Origin of the sequence: Blautia massiliensis (ex Liu et al. 2021), assembly GCF_052064225.1 — a bacterium.
Classification (GTDB): Bacteria; Bacillota; Clostridia; order Lachnospirales; family Lachnospiraceae; genus Blautia_A; species Blautia_A fusiformis.
Genome location: NZ_JBQHWA010000008.1, coordinates 79660 through 95978 on the forward strand (window position 1 = coordinate 79660; position 16319 = coordinate 95978).

Annotated in this window: 12 protein-coding genes; all 12 read right to left on the minus strand. The window is 46.9% G+C overall.

Annotation, left to right across the window (positions count from 1 at the left end):
* Nucleotides 1-5 precede the first annotated feature (5 nt).
* Complete coding sequence (locus ACTNDQ_RS04750) at nt 6-1019, minus strand: rod shape-determining protein (protein WP_021652032.1); 1014 nt, start codon at nt 1017-1019, stop codon at nt 6-8.
* A gap of 16 nt (nt 1020-1035) precedes the next feature.
* The gene (radC, locus tag ACTNDQ_RS04755) at nt 1036-1743 is read right to left on the minus strand and encodes a RadC family protein (protein ID WP_278796613.1); all 708 of its coding nucleotides are present in this window, start codon (nt 1741-1743) and stop codon (nt 1036-1038) included.
* A gap of 105 nt (nt 1744-1848) precedes the next feature.
* Nucleotides 1849-3450, minus strand: coding sequence for an NAD(P)/FAD-dependent oxidoreductase (locus ACTNDQ_RS04760; RefSeq protein WP_441063938.1), 1602 nt, complete (start codon nt 3448-3450; stop codon nt 1849-1851).
* The gene (locus tag ACTNDQ_RS04765) at nt 3447-4652 is read right to left on the minus strand and encodes an NAD(P)/FAD-dependent oxidoreductase (protein WP_441063940.1); all 1206 of its coding nucleotides are present in this window, start codon (nt 4650-4652) and stop codon (nt 3447-3449) included. The genes ACTNDQ_RS04760 and ACTNDQ_RS04765 overlap by 4 nt, the downstream gene beginning before the upstream one ends.
* Nucleotides 4649-5923, minus strand: coding sequence for an aminotransferase class I/II-fold pyridoxal phosphate-dependent enzyme (locus ACTNDQ_RS04770; RefSeq protein WP_441063941.1), 1275 nt, complete (start codon nt 5921-5923; stop codon nt 4649-4651). Before ACTNDQ_RS04770 ends, ACTNDQ_RS04765 begins: the two co-directional genes overlap by 4 nt.
* A gap of 21 nt (nt 5924-5944) precedes the next feature.
* Nucleotides 5945-6898, minus strand: a complete 954-nt coding sequence (miaA, locus tag ACTNDQ_RS04775) for a tRNA (adenosine(37)-N6)-dimethylallyltransferase MiaA (RefSeq protein ID WP_059085844.1) — start codon at nt 6896-6898, stop codon at nt 5945-5947.
* A 27-nt stretch (nt 6899-6925) separates the two neighbouring features.
* Nucleotides 6926-9040: a DNA mismatch repair endonuclease MutL gene (gene mutL, locus ACTNDQ_RS04780; RefSeq protein WP_441063943.1), complete on the minus strand. Its 2115-nt coding sequence runs from the start codon at nt 9038-9040 to the stop codon at nt 6926-6928.
* Nucleotides 9041-9045: 5 nt separating this feature from the next.
* Nucleotides 9046-11679, minus strand: coding sequence for a DNA mismatch repair protein MutS (gene mutS / locus ACTNDQ_RS04785; protein ID WP_278796619.1), 2634 nt, complete (start codon nt 11677-11679; stop codon nt 9046-9048).
* 212 nt (nt 11680-11891) lie between these two features.
* Complete coding sequence (add, locus tag ACTNDQ_RS04790) at nt 11892-12890, minus strand: adenosine deaminase (RefSeq protein WP_279200936.1); 999 nt, start codon at nt 12888-12890, stop codon at nt 11892-11894.
* Between the two features lie 101 nt (nt 12891-12991).
* Entirely contained in the window at nt 12992-14782 is a 1791-nt protein-coding gene (locus ACTNDQ_RS04795) for an aminopeptidase P family protein (protein WP_279200937.1), read from the minus strand.
* 4 nt (nt 14783-14786) lie between these two features.
* On the minus strand, nt 14787-15590 hold the full coding sequence (gene thiD / locus ACTNDQ_RS04800) for a bifunctional hydroxymethylpyrimidine kinase/phosphomethylpyrimidine kinase (protein WP_441063946.1): 804 nt from the start codon (nt 15588-15590) through the stop codon (nt 14787-14789).
* The gene (locus ACTNDQ_RS04805) at nt 15587-16267 is read right to left on the minus strand and encodes an HAD family hydrolase (protein ID WP_173741506.1); all 681 of its coding nucleotides are present in this window, start codon (nt 16265-16267) and stop codon (nt 15587-15589) included. Before ACTNDQ_RS04805 ends, thiD begins: the two co-directional genes overlap by 4 nt.
* Nucleotides 16268-16319: the final 52 nt, after the last annotated feature.

The window sequence follows — 16319 nt, forward strand, 5'->3', positions numbered from 1 at the left end:
CCCCTTTACAGTTTTTTCTGCTTTACCGGCTGGGCCCATTTGCGCAGGTTTCTGTCGCGGATGATCTTTTCCAGGCCGTATGCTGCAGAAGTTTCATACAGATCAGAAAGATTAAAGGCAAATCCGGTATAGCTAGCCAGATAGTTATCTATATAAGGAAGCCGTGTACTGCCGCCGGTCAGATAAATGCCTTCTTTTGCGATATGATAAGCGATCTGTGGCGGGGTACGTTCCAGAAAAGATTTCATTTCTGCTGCGATCTGGTTCACACAGTTGGCGATCCCTTCATTAACAACGTAGGCAGAAATAACTTCTTCTCGTGGAAGTCCGGAAATACTGTCGATCCCGACTACTTTTCGGGCTTCTTTTTTCTGATCATTCAGTCTTCCCATAACTACTTTCAGACGTTTTGCAGTTCGTGTTCCAATCTGAAGATTATAATGTTTTCGGATCTCGCTGCAGATAGATTCGTTCATCTGTCTGCCTCCGATGGGGATCTTACGGCTGATGATGATCTTGCCGTCGGTTATGATGGAAAACTCTGTACTCTGCGCACCGATGTTTACGATCATGCTGCCCTGATTCTTTTCAGGGTCGATTCCCATGGCAATGGCATCTGCAATAGGGGACTCCACCATAAAAACACGGTTTTTCCGCAGCCAGTGACCATTGACCAGATGATAGTATGCCCTCTTTTCGATAGCAGTCATATCAAGTGGTACGGAGAAATACATGTCTGCTCCGAGACCGGATGTATGATCGATCTTTTTTATCATGCTGTAAAGGACGATCTCCTGCAATTCCAGATTTGCCAGCATACCGAAAGCCATAGGAGAATTTACGGAAATATCCGCAGGTGATTTTTCAAACATTTCATAAGCTTCGTTCCCTATGGCAAGGATCCGGCGTCCTCTGTAGGCTACCATGTTCTTTTCTATGTAACTTTTGTTTCTGAAAAATGAATAGACTTTTACAGAGCTGCTTCCAAGGTCTACTCCGTAATTATTTCTAAAAAGCATAAATCTGTCCCTTCACTTAAGTATATTCATCAAAAATCCCTTTTTCGCGGAAACTGATATACCTGTGATCACCGATGATGATATGATCCAGAAGATGGATGCCGAGGAGTTCACCGCAATGATAGATCCGTTCCGTAACATCCAGATCAGCCTGACTGGGGGAGGGATCACCACCCGGATGATTGTGGACCAGGATCAGGTTCACCGCACGATATTTTACAGCTTCTACAAAGACTTCTCTTGGTGTGATCAGTGTGGCATTGACTGTACCGCGGCTTAAAAGCTGTTCCCCCGACAAATGGTTATGTCCGTCCAGCATCATGCAGTAAAGCAATTCCTGCTCTTCATGCCGGAGCCGCTCCATATAATATTTCGCAATGGTTACCGGATGGTGAAAAGACAATTCCGGTTTTGCAGCTGCGGTTGCCATACGCTTGGAAAGTTCCCCGATACATTTCAGCTGTATGGCTTTTACCTTACCGATCCCATGGATCTTCATCAGTTCCTGCATGGAAATATGAAACAGTCCAAGCAGGCCACTGTATCCGGTCTGTTTCGATAAATTCAGGATTTTATCTGCCAGAGTCAGGGAACTGGATCCCTGTACGCCACAGCGCAGGATCACGGCAAGAAGCTCTCGATCGCTCAAGGACTGTTCTCCTTCCCGCAGACATTTTTCATACGGACGCTGATAATCTGGCATTTCCATTATAGTATCTTTCATATGATTTCCCTTTTCGCTCTCGAAGAAGGGGATGCAAAATTGCAGAAGTTATTTTAGCATAAAAAAGCAGGGATGTACACTCTATCCCGGAAATTTCCACTTTTTTCACATTTTGTTTACAGGCAGGGCATAAACAGAAGCGACTGCTTCTGCCACCTTGATCCCGTCCATCGCTGCGGATGTAATGCCTCCGGCGTAACCGGCGCCCTCTCCGCAGGGGTAGATCCCTTCTATATTGGAAGTGAGCTTTTTCGGTTCCCGAACGATCCGTACAGGAGAAGAGGTACGGCTTTCCACTCCTTCCAGCAATGCATCCGGTCGGTCAAAACCGGAAAGCTTTTTTCCAAAAGCATGGATTCCTGCTTCAATGGAATCGCCGATCTCTTTCGGGAAAATGCTGCGGACATCGGTAAGTGTATAAGCTCCTTTGATACAGGGGATCACATCTCCAAGCCTGGTACTTTTCTGATGGGTACAGTAATCTTTGAAAAGCTGTACCGGAATTTTTCCGTTTCCGGCTTCCCAGGCAGCGCGCTCCAGTTTTCGCTGCAGAGCGATTCCGCCGAGAACTCCCTCTTCAGGAAAATCAGAAGGGTTTACCGTAACGATGATAGCACTGTTGGCATTATGGCTGTCACGTGCCTGATAGCTCATACCATTCACTGCAAGCATACCTTCTTCAGAAGATGCATTTACAACATATCCGCCGGGACACATACAGAAAGAATAAACGCCACGTCCGTTTTCCAGTGTATGGGTAACCTTGTAGCTGGATGCACCCAGACGGTCGTTTTCCGGTTCCCCGTAAAGATCCTGGTTGATCATGGTCTGCGGATGTTCCACACGTACCCCCACTGCAAAAGATTTCGGCTCCATGTTAATATTGTGTTTTTCCAGCATGGCAAACGTATCTCTGGCGCTGTGGCCGGGAGCAAGAATGCAGATTTCTGCCGGTATTTCCTCTTTTGCATTGACAATGACTGCATTAAGCTTCCGGTCACGGATCATCAGATCAGTTACTGTGGAACGAAAACGGAATTCCCCGCCCATTTCTTCAATCTGATGACGCATAAACTGAACGATACCTACAAGCTGATCTGTGCCAAGATGAGGCTTTTGCTGGTAAAGGATCTCAGAGGGAGCTCCTGCCTCCACAAATCGGGAAAGAACTTCCTTTCCTCTTCCAAAAGTATCTTTTACCAGAGTATTCAGCTTTCCATCGGAAAAAGTCCCTGCACCGCCCTCTCCGAACTGTACATTGGAATCCGGATCCAGGATGCCGTTTTTCCAGAAATTTTCCACGGTTTCCTGGCGTTTGTCTGCTTCTTCTCCCCGTTCCAGTACCAGTGGACAGTACCCGGCTTTGGCCAGGTACCAGGCACAGAATAATCCTGCAGGTCCGCTTCCGATCACTATAGGACGATGGGACAGAGTTTCAGAGCCAGATGAGGGAAAATGATATTTTTTCTCAGAGGTTAACATAATATTTTTATTGTGAACTTTTTTGAGAACACGGGATTCGTTATCCAGTTTAATATCTACAGTGTAGACAAATTTTTTGTCCTCTTTGTGCCGGGCATCCAGAGATTGTTTTCGGATCTCATAGGTGAACGGCTGATTTCCAAGACGAAGCATTTTTGCTATTTTTCGGTGAAGCTGCTCTTCTGTATGAGTGATGGGAAGCTTCAGCTGTGTGATCCGGATCATTTTTCTTCCTCCTTTGCTGCCCAGATACCGGCGGCAGCTCCGCTTGACCACGCCCACTGCAGGTTATAACCTCCGCAGGTACCGTCAATGTCAAGGAGCTCTCCGGCAAAATAAAGACCTTTATGAAGTCTGGACTCCATGGTTTTGCTGTGAACTTCAGACGTATCCACTCCACCGGAACAAACCTGTGCCTGTTCAAAGGAAAGGCCGTTTTTTACCGGGAGACGAAAATCGGTGATCCCGCGGATAAGATCCTTCTGTGCACATAAAACACGGATCAGTTTTTCAGGAAAAAGTCCGATGAGAAGTTCTTTTTCTGTTTTGTAAGGACAGGCTGCTTTTCTGTGCTCCAGGTATTCTTCCAGCTCTTTCCGGTTCAGTTCCGGAAAAAAATTTATGGAAAGCTCCACATTTTTGTTCTCATGGACGGCACGGATAGCATAGCGGGAAATCTGGAATACCGGGATCCCGGATACACCGTAATCGGTAAGCTGCAGCTCTCCCTGCTGGGAGACTGTCGGTGTGCCGTCTATATAAAGTGTTATCTTCCCTTCTGTCCGTACACCACTCCAGCCGGAAAAAGAATTTCCCCTACATTTCAGAGCTGTCAAAGCTGGAAGGGGTTCGATCAGATGATGTCCGAGACTTTTTGCAATTTCATATCCGCTTTCGCAGGAACCTGCAACGGAAGACGCACGGGAACCATTTGCAAGGATCACGGCATCACCACTGTAGGTCCATCCGTCCGTATGGATCTTCCACTGTCCGTCTGTAAAAGACACGCCGGTAACAGTCTGATTGGTTTTCAGCTTTACCTTCAGGCTGCGTGCCTTCATGACAAGAACATCTACCACACTCTGTGCCTGGTTGCTTCGGGGATAGATCCATCCGCTGCGGTCTGTGGTACAGATTCCCAGTTCCTGAAAGAATTTCAGAGTTTTTTCCACAGGAAACTGTGCCAGGGCATCTTTGGCAAATTCAGGATGAGATCCCCGGTAAGCGTTTTCATCCTGATTCAGGTTCGTCATATTACAACGGCCGTTTCCCGTAGCACAGATTTTTCTGCCGGGACGGTCATTTTGTTCCAGAACCGTAACTGCAGCACCGTATACAGCAGCCTGAATAGCTGCCATAAGACCGGAAGCTCCGGCTCCTATGACAAAGATCTGTTTTTTTAAGTCCGGTCCTTCGGATTTTTTCATAATCTCACAAGTTCCTTATCAACCATATACTGAAGAGATTTCAGGATTCCCAGCTTTGCATGCTCCCAGGTGAGACCACCCTGGAAATAAACTGCATAAGGCGGTTTCATAGGACCATCGGCAGAAAGCTCGATGGAAGAACCCTGGATGAAAGCACCTGCTGCCATGATCACCTGGCTGTCATATCCCGGCATATCCCACGGCTCCGGTGTTACAAAGCTGTCTACCGGTGCAGCAGCCTGGATACCCTGGCAGAATGCTACAAGACCCTCCGGTGTTCCGAGAGTGACCGCCTGGATGATATCCTGACGTGGCTCTGTGCTGTTGGGAACTACCGGGAAACCAAGCTTTTCGTAAATGTTCGCTGCAAAAACAGCGCCCTTTAAAGCTCCTTTGGTGATCATCGGTGCAAGGAAAAATCCCTGATACAGAGAACGGTTTACACCAAGAGTTGCACCGACTTCCATGCCCAGTCCCGGGCAGGTCATACGGTAGGAGGCATTTTCCACACAGTCTTTTCTTCCTGCGATATAACCACCGATAGGAGCAAGTCCGCCACCTGGATTTTTGATCAGGGAGCCGACCATGATATCTGCACCTACATCACTGGGCTCGATGGTATCAACGAATTCTCCGTAGCAGTTATCTACCATGCAGATCACATCCGGCTTGATCTTTTTTACAAAAGAGATCAGCTCACCGATCTGTTTTACGGAGAAAGAAGGACGGGTCTGATAGCCTTTGGACCGCTGGATGGTTACCAGCTTTGTTTTTTCATTGACTGCTTTTCTGATGTTTTCATAATCAAAGGTACCATCCTCGAGAAGATCCACCTGACGATATTTTACGCCATATTCCGCAAGGGAACCATTGGACGGGCGGATACCGATCACTTCTTCCAGGGTATCGTAAGGCTTTCCTACAGGGGAAAGAAGCTCGTCACCGGGGCGCAGGTTTCCGAAGAGAGCAATGGCAAGTGCATGAGTTCCACAGGTGATCTGCGGGCGTACCAGGCAGGCTTCTGTGTGGAAGGTATCGGCATAGACCTGCTCCAGAGTTTCGCGGCCAAGGTCGTTGTAGCCATAACCGGAGGAAGCTCCGAAACAAGCCTCACTGACACGGTTCTTCTGCATGGCGCGGATAACCTTCATCTGGTTGTATTCTGCAGTCTTATCAAATTTCTCAAAACGTTCTTTCAGGGAATCTTCCACAGATTTACCGAAATCGTAAACTGCAAAAGAGATTCCAAGCTGTGCATATAATTCTTTCATGATTATTTTTCCTTTTTTATTTTATTTGGCAGGGAGGATTCCCTTTTCCCTGCATACAGAAAGCATGTAGGAAAGGATCCTGCTGTCATCGTAATCAAAGTTATCTTTATCTACCCAGGTTACTTCGCCTTCTCTGCGGAACCAGGTAAGCTGACGTTTGGCAAAGTGTCTGGTGTCACGTTTCAGGACCCTTACGGCTTCCTCATAAGAATAGTTTCCGTCCATCCAGTCCAGGATTTCCTTATAGCCAAGCCCCTGCATGGAAACCATTCCCCTGTGGCAGCCCATCTCCCGAAGCTTTTTAACTTCTTCTGTCAGACCGTTTTTCAGCATTTCGTCCACTCTTGTGTCAATGCGTTCATAGAGAAGTGGGCGTGGTGCGTTCAGGACGAAATAAGCCAGTGCATAGGGACTGGTATGCTCCTTCTGTTCTTCATTATGTTCGGAGATCCTGGTACCGTTCTGTTTATAAAATTCCAGGGCACGTATCACCCGCTTGACATTGTTCTCATGGATATCTTCGGCTGACTTGGGATCGACCTTGGCAAGCATGTCATGGAGAAATGCAGGCCCCTTCTGCTCTGCCAGCTCTTCCAGCTCCCTGCGGTAATGTTCATCCTGGTCGGAGCTGGTAAAATCAATATCTCTGGTCACAGACTGAATATAAAATCCTGTGCCGCCTACCAGGATCGGAATCCGGCCTTTGTCATAAATTTTGTCCATGGCATCTTTTGCCATCTGCTGAAAAAGGACAATGTTAAAATCTTCAGTTGGCTCCAGTACATCCACCAGATGATGTGGGACGCCATCCATTTCTTCCGGCGTGATCTTGGCGGAACCGATATCCATATGGCGGTAAACCTGCATGGAATCCGCGGAAATAATCTCTCCGTTTACTGCTTTTGCAAGGGCAATGGAAAGCTTTGTTTTTCCCACGGCAGTAGGCCCGGTAAGCACGATAAGAGGTTTTTTCATATATTTCCTCCGTTTATGTTAAGTATCTTACACGATACGTTTGAATTTTTTTTCGATTTCTGTCTTACTCATGGCAATGATCGTTGGTCTTCCATGAGGACAGTTATAAGGATTTTCCAGTGTCAATAATTCATCGATCAGCTTATCAGCTTCCTGAGGTGACATGGAATGATTGCCTTTTACAGCAGCCTTACAGGCCATGGTCGCAAGCCTTGAGGCAAAAATTTCAAAGGCATCCTTGGAACCGTCTGCAGTGAGATGGTCCAGCATTTCCAGAAACAGCTCTTCTTCTGTCATTCCCAGAAGGCTGGAGGGAACCGCACTGATACTGTACTCCCTTCCGCCAAAGGGTTCGATCTCAAAGCCGAAATCCCTGAAATACTTTTTGTTTGCCTTCAGCAGATTCTCCTCCTCAAGGCTGAGTGAAACGATCAGTGGGGGACTTACATACTGGGACTGGATGTTCTGGGACTGAAACTGCTTTACGAATCGCTCATAATATACTTTTTCATGGGCAGCATGCTGGTCAATGATATAAAAATTATCCTCAAACTGTACCAGCCAGTAGGTATCAAACAGCTGTCCGATCAGTCTGTGGCGGCTTCTGGATTCAGGAGCAAGAAGCCGTTCTTCGAACAGTTCCAGCTGTTTTGGCGGTTCCTGTTCCTGCGATTTGATCGGCTCGTTGTCTACCTCAGGAGGTGCCGATTCAGCAGGCTTTTCAGAAATCATTTCATAATCTGCTGTTTCTGTAGCGGAATTTTCATTTCTTCCGTCTTTTAATGTTCCGGAAAACATTTCCTCTTCTTCTTTTGTGAAAGGCTGCGATTCATATACGGGATTTTCCCGCAGAGAATCCACACGTTTGTATTTATCTGCAGAAGAAGCTGAAGAATTGTGAGCTGTTTCAGCTGAACCATAGGAGGCGGTACCATTTGTTGGCTTATTATAAGGTATCGATGGAACCGGCGCTGTACTACGTACTTCAGAAGCTGTCGGTGCAGCATGGGAAGCTATATTTGCCGTCCGATTCGGGTGACCGTACATCTCCTGCCGCCGTTTTACTTCAAAAGGCTCCGGAATATTTCCTGGCTTTATCTGTTCTGTGCGGGATGTCGGCTCGTCTTTGCCAACAGATACCTGCGGGATCAGTTCTCTGTGGGTCAATACCTTGCGGACAGTTTCATAAATGGCCGTATAAACTTCGGTTTCTCTGGCAAAACGCACTTCTCTCTTTGCGGGATGCACATTAACATCCAGGTCATTGCCGTCCATTTCGATCCGAAGTGAGACAAACGGAAATTTATGCTGCATGACAAGTCCTTTATATCCGTCCTCAATGGCCTTGGTAATGATCTTGTTTTTTACATATCGGCCATTGATATAATAATTCTCAAAAGTACGGTTTCCTCTGGAAATCTCAGGTTTCCCCACAAAGCCCTCGATCTTCATGAAATCATTTTCGTAGGAAACATCCAGAAGCGCCTTGGCAATCTCCCGGCCGTAGACACTGTAGATCACATCTTTTACGCTGTAGTTTCCGGAACTGGAAAGCTTCACCTGACGGTTCTGGATATATTTAAAGGAGATTTCCGGATGGGAAAGCGCCAGCTGCTCCATCAGAGTATTGATGTAACCGGCTTCTGTCATATCGGATTTCAGGAATTTGCTCCTTGCAGGTGTATTGTAAAAGAGGTTTCGGATCAGAAATGTTGTTCCCTCCGGTGCCCCCATTTCCTCCAGAGACTGTTCTTTTCCGCCTTCGATCACATAACGGGTACCACTGATTCCGGAAGGAGTCTTTGTGATCAGCTCCACCTGGGAGACGGCGGCAATACTGGAAAGTGCCTCACCACGGAAGCCAAGAGAGGCAATGTGGGTCAGGTCTTCTACTTTTTCAATTTTACTTGTGGCATGGCGGAGAAAAGCAAGCGGAACCTGCTCTGCATCCATTCCGGAGCCATTGTCCGTGATACGGATCAGCTTTTTTCCGCCGTCTGTGATCTCTACAGTAATAGCGGTAGCACCTGCGTCAATGGCATTTTCCACAAGCTCTTTTACAACAGAGGAGGGGCGCTCCACGACCTCTCCTGCTGCGATCTTATCAATGGTATTCTGGTCTAAAACTGCAATTTTTTTCAAGGGTATCACCACCGGTTCTTAATTTTGTTCTGCAGGTTATAGAGAATATTCAAAGCTTCCATTGGTGTCAGATTCCCGATCTCCAGGTTTTTGATCTCTTCAATGATATCATTGTCCTGTACCGTGTCAAACAGTGACATCTGTGCCATATCTAACTGATCATAGGTGATCTTCTGCTTTTTCTTTGGAGCAGTCAGATCTTTTACAGCAGCAGTGATATCTGCATCACTGAGCTCCTCTACCAGCTCCTTGGCACGCTGGATCACGGAATCCGGAACACCGGCAAGCTTGGCTACCTGGATACCATAGCTTTTATCTGCTCCGCCTTTTACGATCTTACGCAGGAATACGATATCGTCGCCTTTTTCCTTGACAGCGATACAGTAGTTGTTGACACCGGAAAGCTTGCCTTCCAGTTCGGTAAGCTCGTGATAATGGGTCGCAAATAAGGTCTTGGCGCCGCAGAGTTTGGTGTTGCTGATGTGTTCGATCACTGCCCAGGCAATGGAAAGGCCGTCAAAGGTACTGGTTCCACGTCCGATCTCATCCAGGATCAGAAGACTTCGGGAAGTGGCATTACGAAGAATGTTGGCAACCTCTGTCATCTCCACCATAAAGGTACTCTGTCCGCTTGCAAGGTCATCGGATGCTCCCACACGGGTGAAGATCCGGTCAACCACACCGATATTCGCACTGTCCGCAGGAACAAAGCTTCCGATCTGTGCCATCAGTACGATCAATGCTGTCTGGCGCATGTATGTGGATTTTCCGGCCATGTTCGGTCCTGTGATGATGGAGATACGTTTTTTGTGGTTGTCAAGATACGTATCATTTGGAATGAACATATCGTTTTCGATCATCTGTTCCACAACCGGGTGGCGGCCATTTCGGATATCAATGAGGCCGGTCTCATTGATCTTGGGCCGGACAAAGTTATTCCTCTGTGCAACCAGTGCAAGGGAAGCAAAAACATCCAGAGCAGCTACTGCCTTTGCAGTACGCTGGATACGGACAACCTCAGCTCCAACCTGATCACGGATATCTGAAAACAGTTCAAATTCCAATGCATAAAGCTTATCTTCCGCTCCAAGGATCAGATCCTCCAGATCCTTCAGCTCCTGGGTGATGTAACGCTCTGCGTTGGTAAGGGTCTGTTTACGGATATAGTCTTCCGGCACGAGATCCTTGAAGGTGTTGGTAACTTCCAGGGAATAGCCGAATACACGGTTATATTTGATCTTCAGGCTCTTAATACCGGTACGTTCCCGCTCTCTTGCTTCCAACTCAGATAACCACTTCTTTCCATCTGTCCGGGAGCGGCGGAATTTATCCACATCTTCATTATAACCTTCCCGAATGATACCGCCGTCCTTCTGGGCAAGGGGCGGATCATCAGCAATGGAATTACGGATCAGAGCGGTAATGTCTGACAGTGGATCCATGTCTTCATTGATCTGCGTAAGCAGCGGAGAGTTAAATTCTGCAAGGATCTGCTTTATATAAGGCAGCATTTCCAGGGAAGAGGCAAAGGAAACCAGATCTCTTGGGTTGGCAGATTTGTAGCTGATACGGCTTATCAGACGTTCCAGATCGTAGATCGGATTTAAGTACTCCCGGATCTCATCACGATCCATAGGTTTTGCGTTCAGTTCTTCCAGGGCACCAAGTCTCTTTTCGATTTCCTCTGCATCGATCAGAGGCTGCTCCACATAAGAACGAAGGGTTCTTGCACCCATGGCAGTTTTAGTTTTATCCAGAACCCAGAGAAGAGAACCTCTTTTCTGCTTTTCGCGCATGGTTTCCACAAGCTCCAGGTTACGACGGCTGGAGCTGTCGATGAGCATATATTTTTCAGCAGAGTAAGGGCGGATGCTTGCCATATGGGAAAGTGCGGTTTTCTGTGTTTCCTTCAGATACAGGAACAGTGCACCGGAAGCAATGATCCCGCTGTCATAATCTCCGATCCCGAGACCTTCCAGATTTCCGACGTGAAAATGCTCTTTCAGGGTTTTCTGGCACAGCTGGTCGTCAAAGTACCAGGGATCCAGAGCAAATACACAGATCCCAAGACGCCCCTTCAGATCCGCTACATCCACACCGCTTAAAAGAAAGGCGTCGTTGCAGATGATCTCGGCAGGTGTGAATTTATTGATCTCATCCAGAAGCTTCTGTGGTTTATCCAGCTCTGTGAGAAAGCAGTCACCGGTTGTGATATCTGCAATTGCACAGCCAAAATGCTCTCCAATGGAGACAATGGACATCAGATAATTGTTTTTTGACTCGTCCAGTGACATGGTATCCAGAGTAGTTCCCGGTGTGACAATGCGGACAACCTCTCGTTTAACAAGACCCTTGGCTTTTTTCGGATCTTCTACCTGTTCGCAGATGGCAACCTTATAGCCCTTTTCGATCAGCCGGTTGATATAAGTTTCCGCAGCATGAAAAGGAACGCCACACATGGGCGCTCTCTCTTCCAGTCCGCAGTCTTTTCCTGTAAGTGTAATTTCCAGTTCCCTGGATGCAGTCAGTGCATCCTCAAAGAACATTTCATAAAAATCGCCCAGACGGTAAAAAAGGATACAGTCGCTGTACTCTTCTTTGGTCTTTACGTATTCTTTCATCATCGGACTTAATGCCATTCTGTTAAAATCTCCTATTCTATACGGCATGACACCGTTTTATCTTAAGTCTGACCATGTTCCGCTCTGTAAGAACATGGTCAGGTAAATACTTGTATTATGAAACTTTTTCAATTCTATCATAAAAGGATTTTGGGTTCAAGATGGGGTAATGAGAAATTTTCTATCCGGGTGTCCAGGGCTATCCTTTCGGCTGATAGTTTTCATACGGTTCAGAAAAGAAGCTGTTCTTTCAGTTTCCGTTTTCTGTCCCTGGAAGTAAAGGCTGCCTCTACAGAATTCAGAAGCAGCAGCCTTTTCTGCTCCTGGGTAAGATCTAACAGAGATTCCATATATCGGAATTCCCGGGAAAGGGTTGTTCTTTCAATCGCCGGATCATCGGTATTTAAGGTTACCTTAAGTCCCATTTCGAGAAATGCTTTCAGCGGATAAGCAGACATTTCTTCCACAGCTTTTGTCTGGCGGTTGCTTGTAGGGCACATTTCCAGAAAAATCCCCTTATCCTTTACAAGCTGTATCACTTCCTTATTTCCCGCGATCCTAACACCATGACCGATCCTGACTGCCCCCATATGGACAGCTGTTTTTACATCCTCTGCATTTCCGGCCTCGCCTGCATGGATGGTAAATGGAACCTGATATTCTCTTGCTTTTGCAAAAAGCGCCTCGTAATTTTCTGTTGGAAAGAGTGCCTCGGCTCCTGCAAGATCGATAGCAACCACGCCGCCATCTTCAACAAGATATTTTTTTGCCAGCTCCAGAGTTTCCAGATTTTCTTTCTGGTTAAGAGCACCGCGCATACAGCATAAGATCAGATTACCGGGGATGGGAGCTCTTTTCAGACCACGTAATGCAGCGTGGATCGCTGTTTCCTGAGTCATTTCCTTCTGTGTATGAAGCTGTGGGGCAAAACGAAGTTCTGCGTAGATCACACCGTCTTCTTTCATTTCAGAAAGGATAAGATAAACAGCCTCTTCCAATGCCTCTTCTGTCTGAAGAAGGGAAAGAGGCAGGTCAAAGCATTTCAGAAAATCATTGAGATTTTCGCAGGTATCCGGCACAGAAAGGAGAGAAAGAAGCTCTTCATCTGTGGCAGCCGGAAGCGTGATCTGCTGCAATGCGGCAAGTTTTCTGGCTATCTCTGTGGTAATGCAGCCGTCCAGATGTGCGTGGAGATCGATGTAGTGATCAATTCTATTTTCTGTTTTCATAGGCGCTAAGTACCTCCCTGGTTGGATTTATTCTTATCCCTGAAATGGTTTTGCGTTTCTTATGGTATCTGTTGGAAGGAATTATTAAGGTGAATTCCGGGTTATATTTCCTGTGTGGCTTTTTTTAACCAGGATTGCTCTTCTTCATTCAGATACGGAGAAATCTTTTCGTATACAAGGGCATGATACTGATTGAGCAATTTGCGCTCTCCTGCTTCCATCTGTTCCGGATCGATACCTTCCAGATCAAATGGGACCAGAGTCAGTGGCTCAAATTTCATAAACTGGCCGTAGGATGTTTTTTCGGCTTTTTTGCAAACTACAAGATTTTCGTGACGGATGCCGAATTCATTTTCCGCATAATATCCCGGTTCATCGGAGGTGATCATCCCTTCTTCCAGAACAGGAGCCGGAAGCTCGGCAGGGCTTTTCCAGCGGAAGCTCTGCGGTCCTTCATGTACATTGAGAAGGTATCCTACGCCATGGCCGGTTCCGTGGTTGTAATCCTCTCCCATAGCCCAGAGAGGTCCTCTAGCCAGGGCATCCAGATTCAGGCCGGTACAGCCGTAACGGAATTTTGCTGCTGCCAGGTTCAGGTGTCCACGGAGTACTGCTGTGAAATATTTTTTTTCTTTTTCAGTAACCGGGCCAAGTACAACGGTGCGGGTGATATCAGTAGTGCCCTCCAGATAATGTCCGCCTGTATCCATCAGAACCAGCCCTTTTGGCTCCAGTGGAATATTGGTTTCTTCTGTTGCACTGTAATGAACAATGGCTCCATGTGCACCGTAGGCAATGATGGGATCAAAGCTGTTTCCCTGAAAATTCTCCTGTCCGGAACGGAATTCATAGAGCTTATCAGCAGCGGAAAGCTCGGTGATCTTCTGTTTTTCCGCATTTTTCTTCAGCCAGTGGATAAACTTCACCATTGCAACGCCATCTTTGAGGTGGGCAGTCTTTTCATTCTGGACTTCGGTTTCATTTTTGATGGCTTTTGGGAGAAGGGTCAGATTTTCACCGTCCAGGATCGTTACCGGCTTTGGAATACTGCTGACCAGTCGGCTGTTTACATTGCTTCTGGAAAGAAATACCTTTTTCTCTTCGGGGATCGTCTGTACATAGGTGTAAATATCATCATATGGATAAATGGCAATACCGTCTTTGGAAAGTGCTTCCTTAACAGAATCCGAAAAGGCTTTTTCATTGACAAAAAGACGGAGCTCACTGTCATCCAGCACAAGATAGGAAAGAACTACCGGGCAGCAGTGGATATCATTTCCGCGGATATTTAAAAGCCATGCAATGTCATCAAGGGAAGTGAGGATAAAGAGGTCTGCGCCCTTCTCTTTCAGTTTGCTGCGGATCTCACGGATCTTGTCTGCTCTGGATCTTCCGGCCCATTTTTCGGATAATTCCATTACCGGTTCACAGGAAAGTGCCGGACGATCATCCCAGATATTTCCGATGAGATCCTCATTTACAGAAAAATGTACCTGTTTTTTCTGAAGGATTCTTTCTAGCGTCTCTGCTTCTTCTGCGCTTACGGTACGGCCATCGAAGCCGAGACACATTCCCTCTTTCAGATTTTCTTCCAGGAATTTGTGGATCGTTGGTACGTCCGGTTCTCCCATCTTAAACAGAGTAACCGGAGTTCCCTCTAACTGCTGTGCAGCCTGGATAAAATATCTTCCGTCTGTCCAGAGTCCGGCCATGTCCTGCATGATCACGGCAGTTCCGGCAGAACCGGTAAATCCGGTGATGTATTTTCTGCATTTAAAATAATCCCCAACATACTCAGAACCATGAAAATCATCGGTCGGAACCAGATAAGCATCGATTCCCTTTTCCTTCATTTGTTTTCGAAGAGCTGTGATCCGTTCTGTAACTGTCATAATCTTATGCCTCCTCTGTATAACTGTTCTTTATCGCAAAGCCATGATCCATAGGGCCGCTTCCCTTTCCCAGATCCAGCATGGCAGCAAGGGCTCCGGAAATATAGTCCTTGGCACGGTTTACAGATTCCACCATGGAAAATCCCTTTGCAAGGTTGGAAGTGATGGCCGAGGAAAGAGCACATCCTGTTCCGTGGGTGTTGGGATTGTCGATCCTTTTTCCCTCAAACCACTGATATGTTCCATTCACATAGAGAAGATCATTGGCATCATTGAGCTTATGTCCGCCCTTGCAGAGAACTGCACAGTGATACTGCTCGGAAACCTGTTTTGCAGCTTCGATCATATCATCGGCGCTTTTGATCTTCCGTCCGGTAAGCACCTCGGCTTCCGGGATATTGGGGGTGAGAAGATCTGCAAGAGGAAACAGTTCTTCCTTCAGAACATCCACCGCCTCCTCACTGATCAGTCTTGCACCGCTTGTGGCAACCATAACCGGGTCCACCACGATATTTTTTGCCCGATACTGTCGGAGCTTTCCTGCGATCATATGGATCAGATCACTTTCGGAAACCATTCCGATCTTTACTGCATCCGGAAAGATATCCGTAAAAATACAGTCCAGCTCCTGACCCAGGAACTCTGCGGTTGCATTCTGGATGGCTGTGACACCGGTGGTGTTCTGGGCAGTCAGCGCGGTGATGGCACTCATGGCGTATATTCCGTTTGCCATCATGGTTTTAATATCGGCCTGGATCCCGGCTCCTCCGCTGGAATCGCTGCCTGCGATGGTTAATGCTGTTTTCATCTTTGGTTTCCTCCGTTTTCTGTGAATATATAGTTCTGTAACTCTGTCAGATCCCGACAGTAGATATAGGCATCCTTTTTCAGCTGTTCCTGATCCGGTTCTCCCAATGCGTCATAAATACCGGCAGTCAGAAATCCTGCATTTCCGGCAGTCTGCAACGCGTAGAGTGAATCCTCCACAACCAGCGTCCGGGATGGCTCCGTTCCCAGTGCTTCTGCAGCTGTAAGATAGACCCTCGGAGAATGTTTGCTTTCTCCGATCTCACTGGTGGTATAGATTTTATCAAAAAAGGAAAGAAGTCCGTTTCTTTCCAGCGCCCGGCAGATATGTTCCCTGGGGCTTGAGGTTGCCACTGCAGCCGGGATTTTCTGTTCTGCAAGGCATTGAAGAAGTTCTCTGGCACCTGATTTTGCCGGGACCTCTTCAAAATAGTATTTACGGATCCGGGATTTCAGATCCATCACGATCTTTTCTTCGGAATACGCAAGAGTAAACCTGTTTTTCAGCCAGTCCGCTCCCTGCTCCATACTCATGGGAAAAAGGATTTCGTCCATTTCCGCAACCGGCTGATATCCCAGATCTGTAATATATCGTTTTCCAAGCTCCTTCCAAACAGAGAGCGAATCCAGAAGGACGCCGTCTGCATCAAATATCACGGCTTTTATAGGAAAAATCATGTTTATACTCCTGAAAAATTTTTTTGTGATACTCTGTCATTGGAACATTACG

Excerpts from the sequence above, each read along its gene's own strand:
- mutS (WP_278796619.1), bottom strand. The coding sequence starts at position 11,679 with ATGGCATTAAGTCCGATGATGAAAGAATACGTAAAGACCAAAGAAGAG.
- ACTNDQ_RS04795 (WP_279200937.1), bottom strand. The coding sequence starts at position 14,782 with ATGACAGTTACAGAACGGATCACAGCTCTTCGAAAACAAATGAAGGAA.
- ACTNDQ_RS04760 (WP_441063938.1), bottom strand. The coding sequence starts at position 3,450 with ATGATCCGGATCACACAGCTGAAGCTTCCCATCACTCATACAGAAGAG.
- radC (WP_278796613.1), bottom strand. The coding sequence starts at position 1,743 with ATGAAAGATACTATAATGGAAATGCCAGATTATCAGCGTCCGTATGAA.
- ACTNDQ_RS04770 (WP_441063941.1), bottom strand. The coding sequence starts at position 5,923 with ATGAAAGAATTATATGCACAGCTTGGAATCTCTTTTGCAGTTTACGAT.
- ACTNDQ_RS04750 (WP_021652032.1), bottom strand. The coding sequence starts at position 1,019 with ATGCTTTTTAGAAATAATTACGGAGTAGACCTTGGAAGCAGCTCTGTA.
- miaA (WP_059085844.1), bottom strand. The coding sequence starts at position 6,898 with ATGAAAAAACCTCTTATCGTGCTTACCGGGCCTACTGCCGTGGGAAAA.
- thiD (WP_441063946.1), bottom strand. The coding sequence starts at position 15,590 with ATGAAAACAGCATTAACCATCGCAGGCAGCGATTCCAGCGGAGGAGCC.
- ACTNDQ_RS04765 (WP_441063940.1), bottom strand. The coding sequence starts at position 4,652 with ATGAAAAAATCCGAAGGACCGGACTTAAAAAAACAGATCTTTGTCATA.
- ACTNDQ_RS04805 (WP_173741506.1), bottom strand. The coding sequence starts at position 16,267 with ATGATTTTTCCTATAAAAGCCGTGATATTTGATGCAGACGGCGTCCTT.
- add (WP_279200936.1), bottom strand. The coding sequence starts at position 12,890 with ATGAAAACAGAAAATAGAATTGATCACTACATCGATCTCCACGCACAT.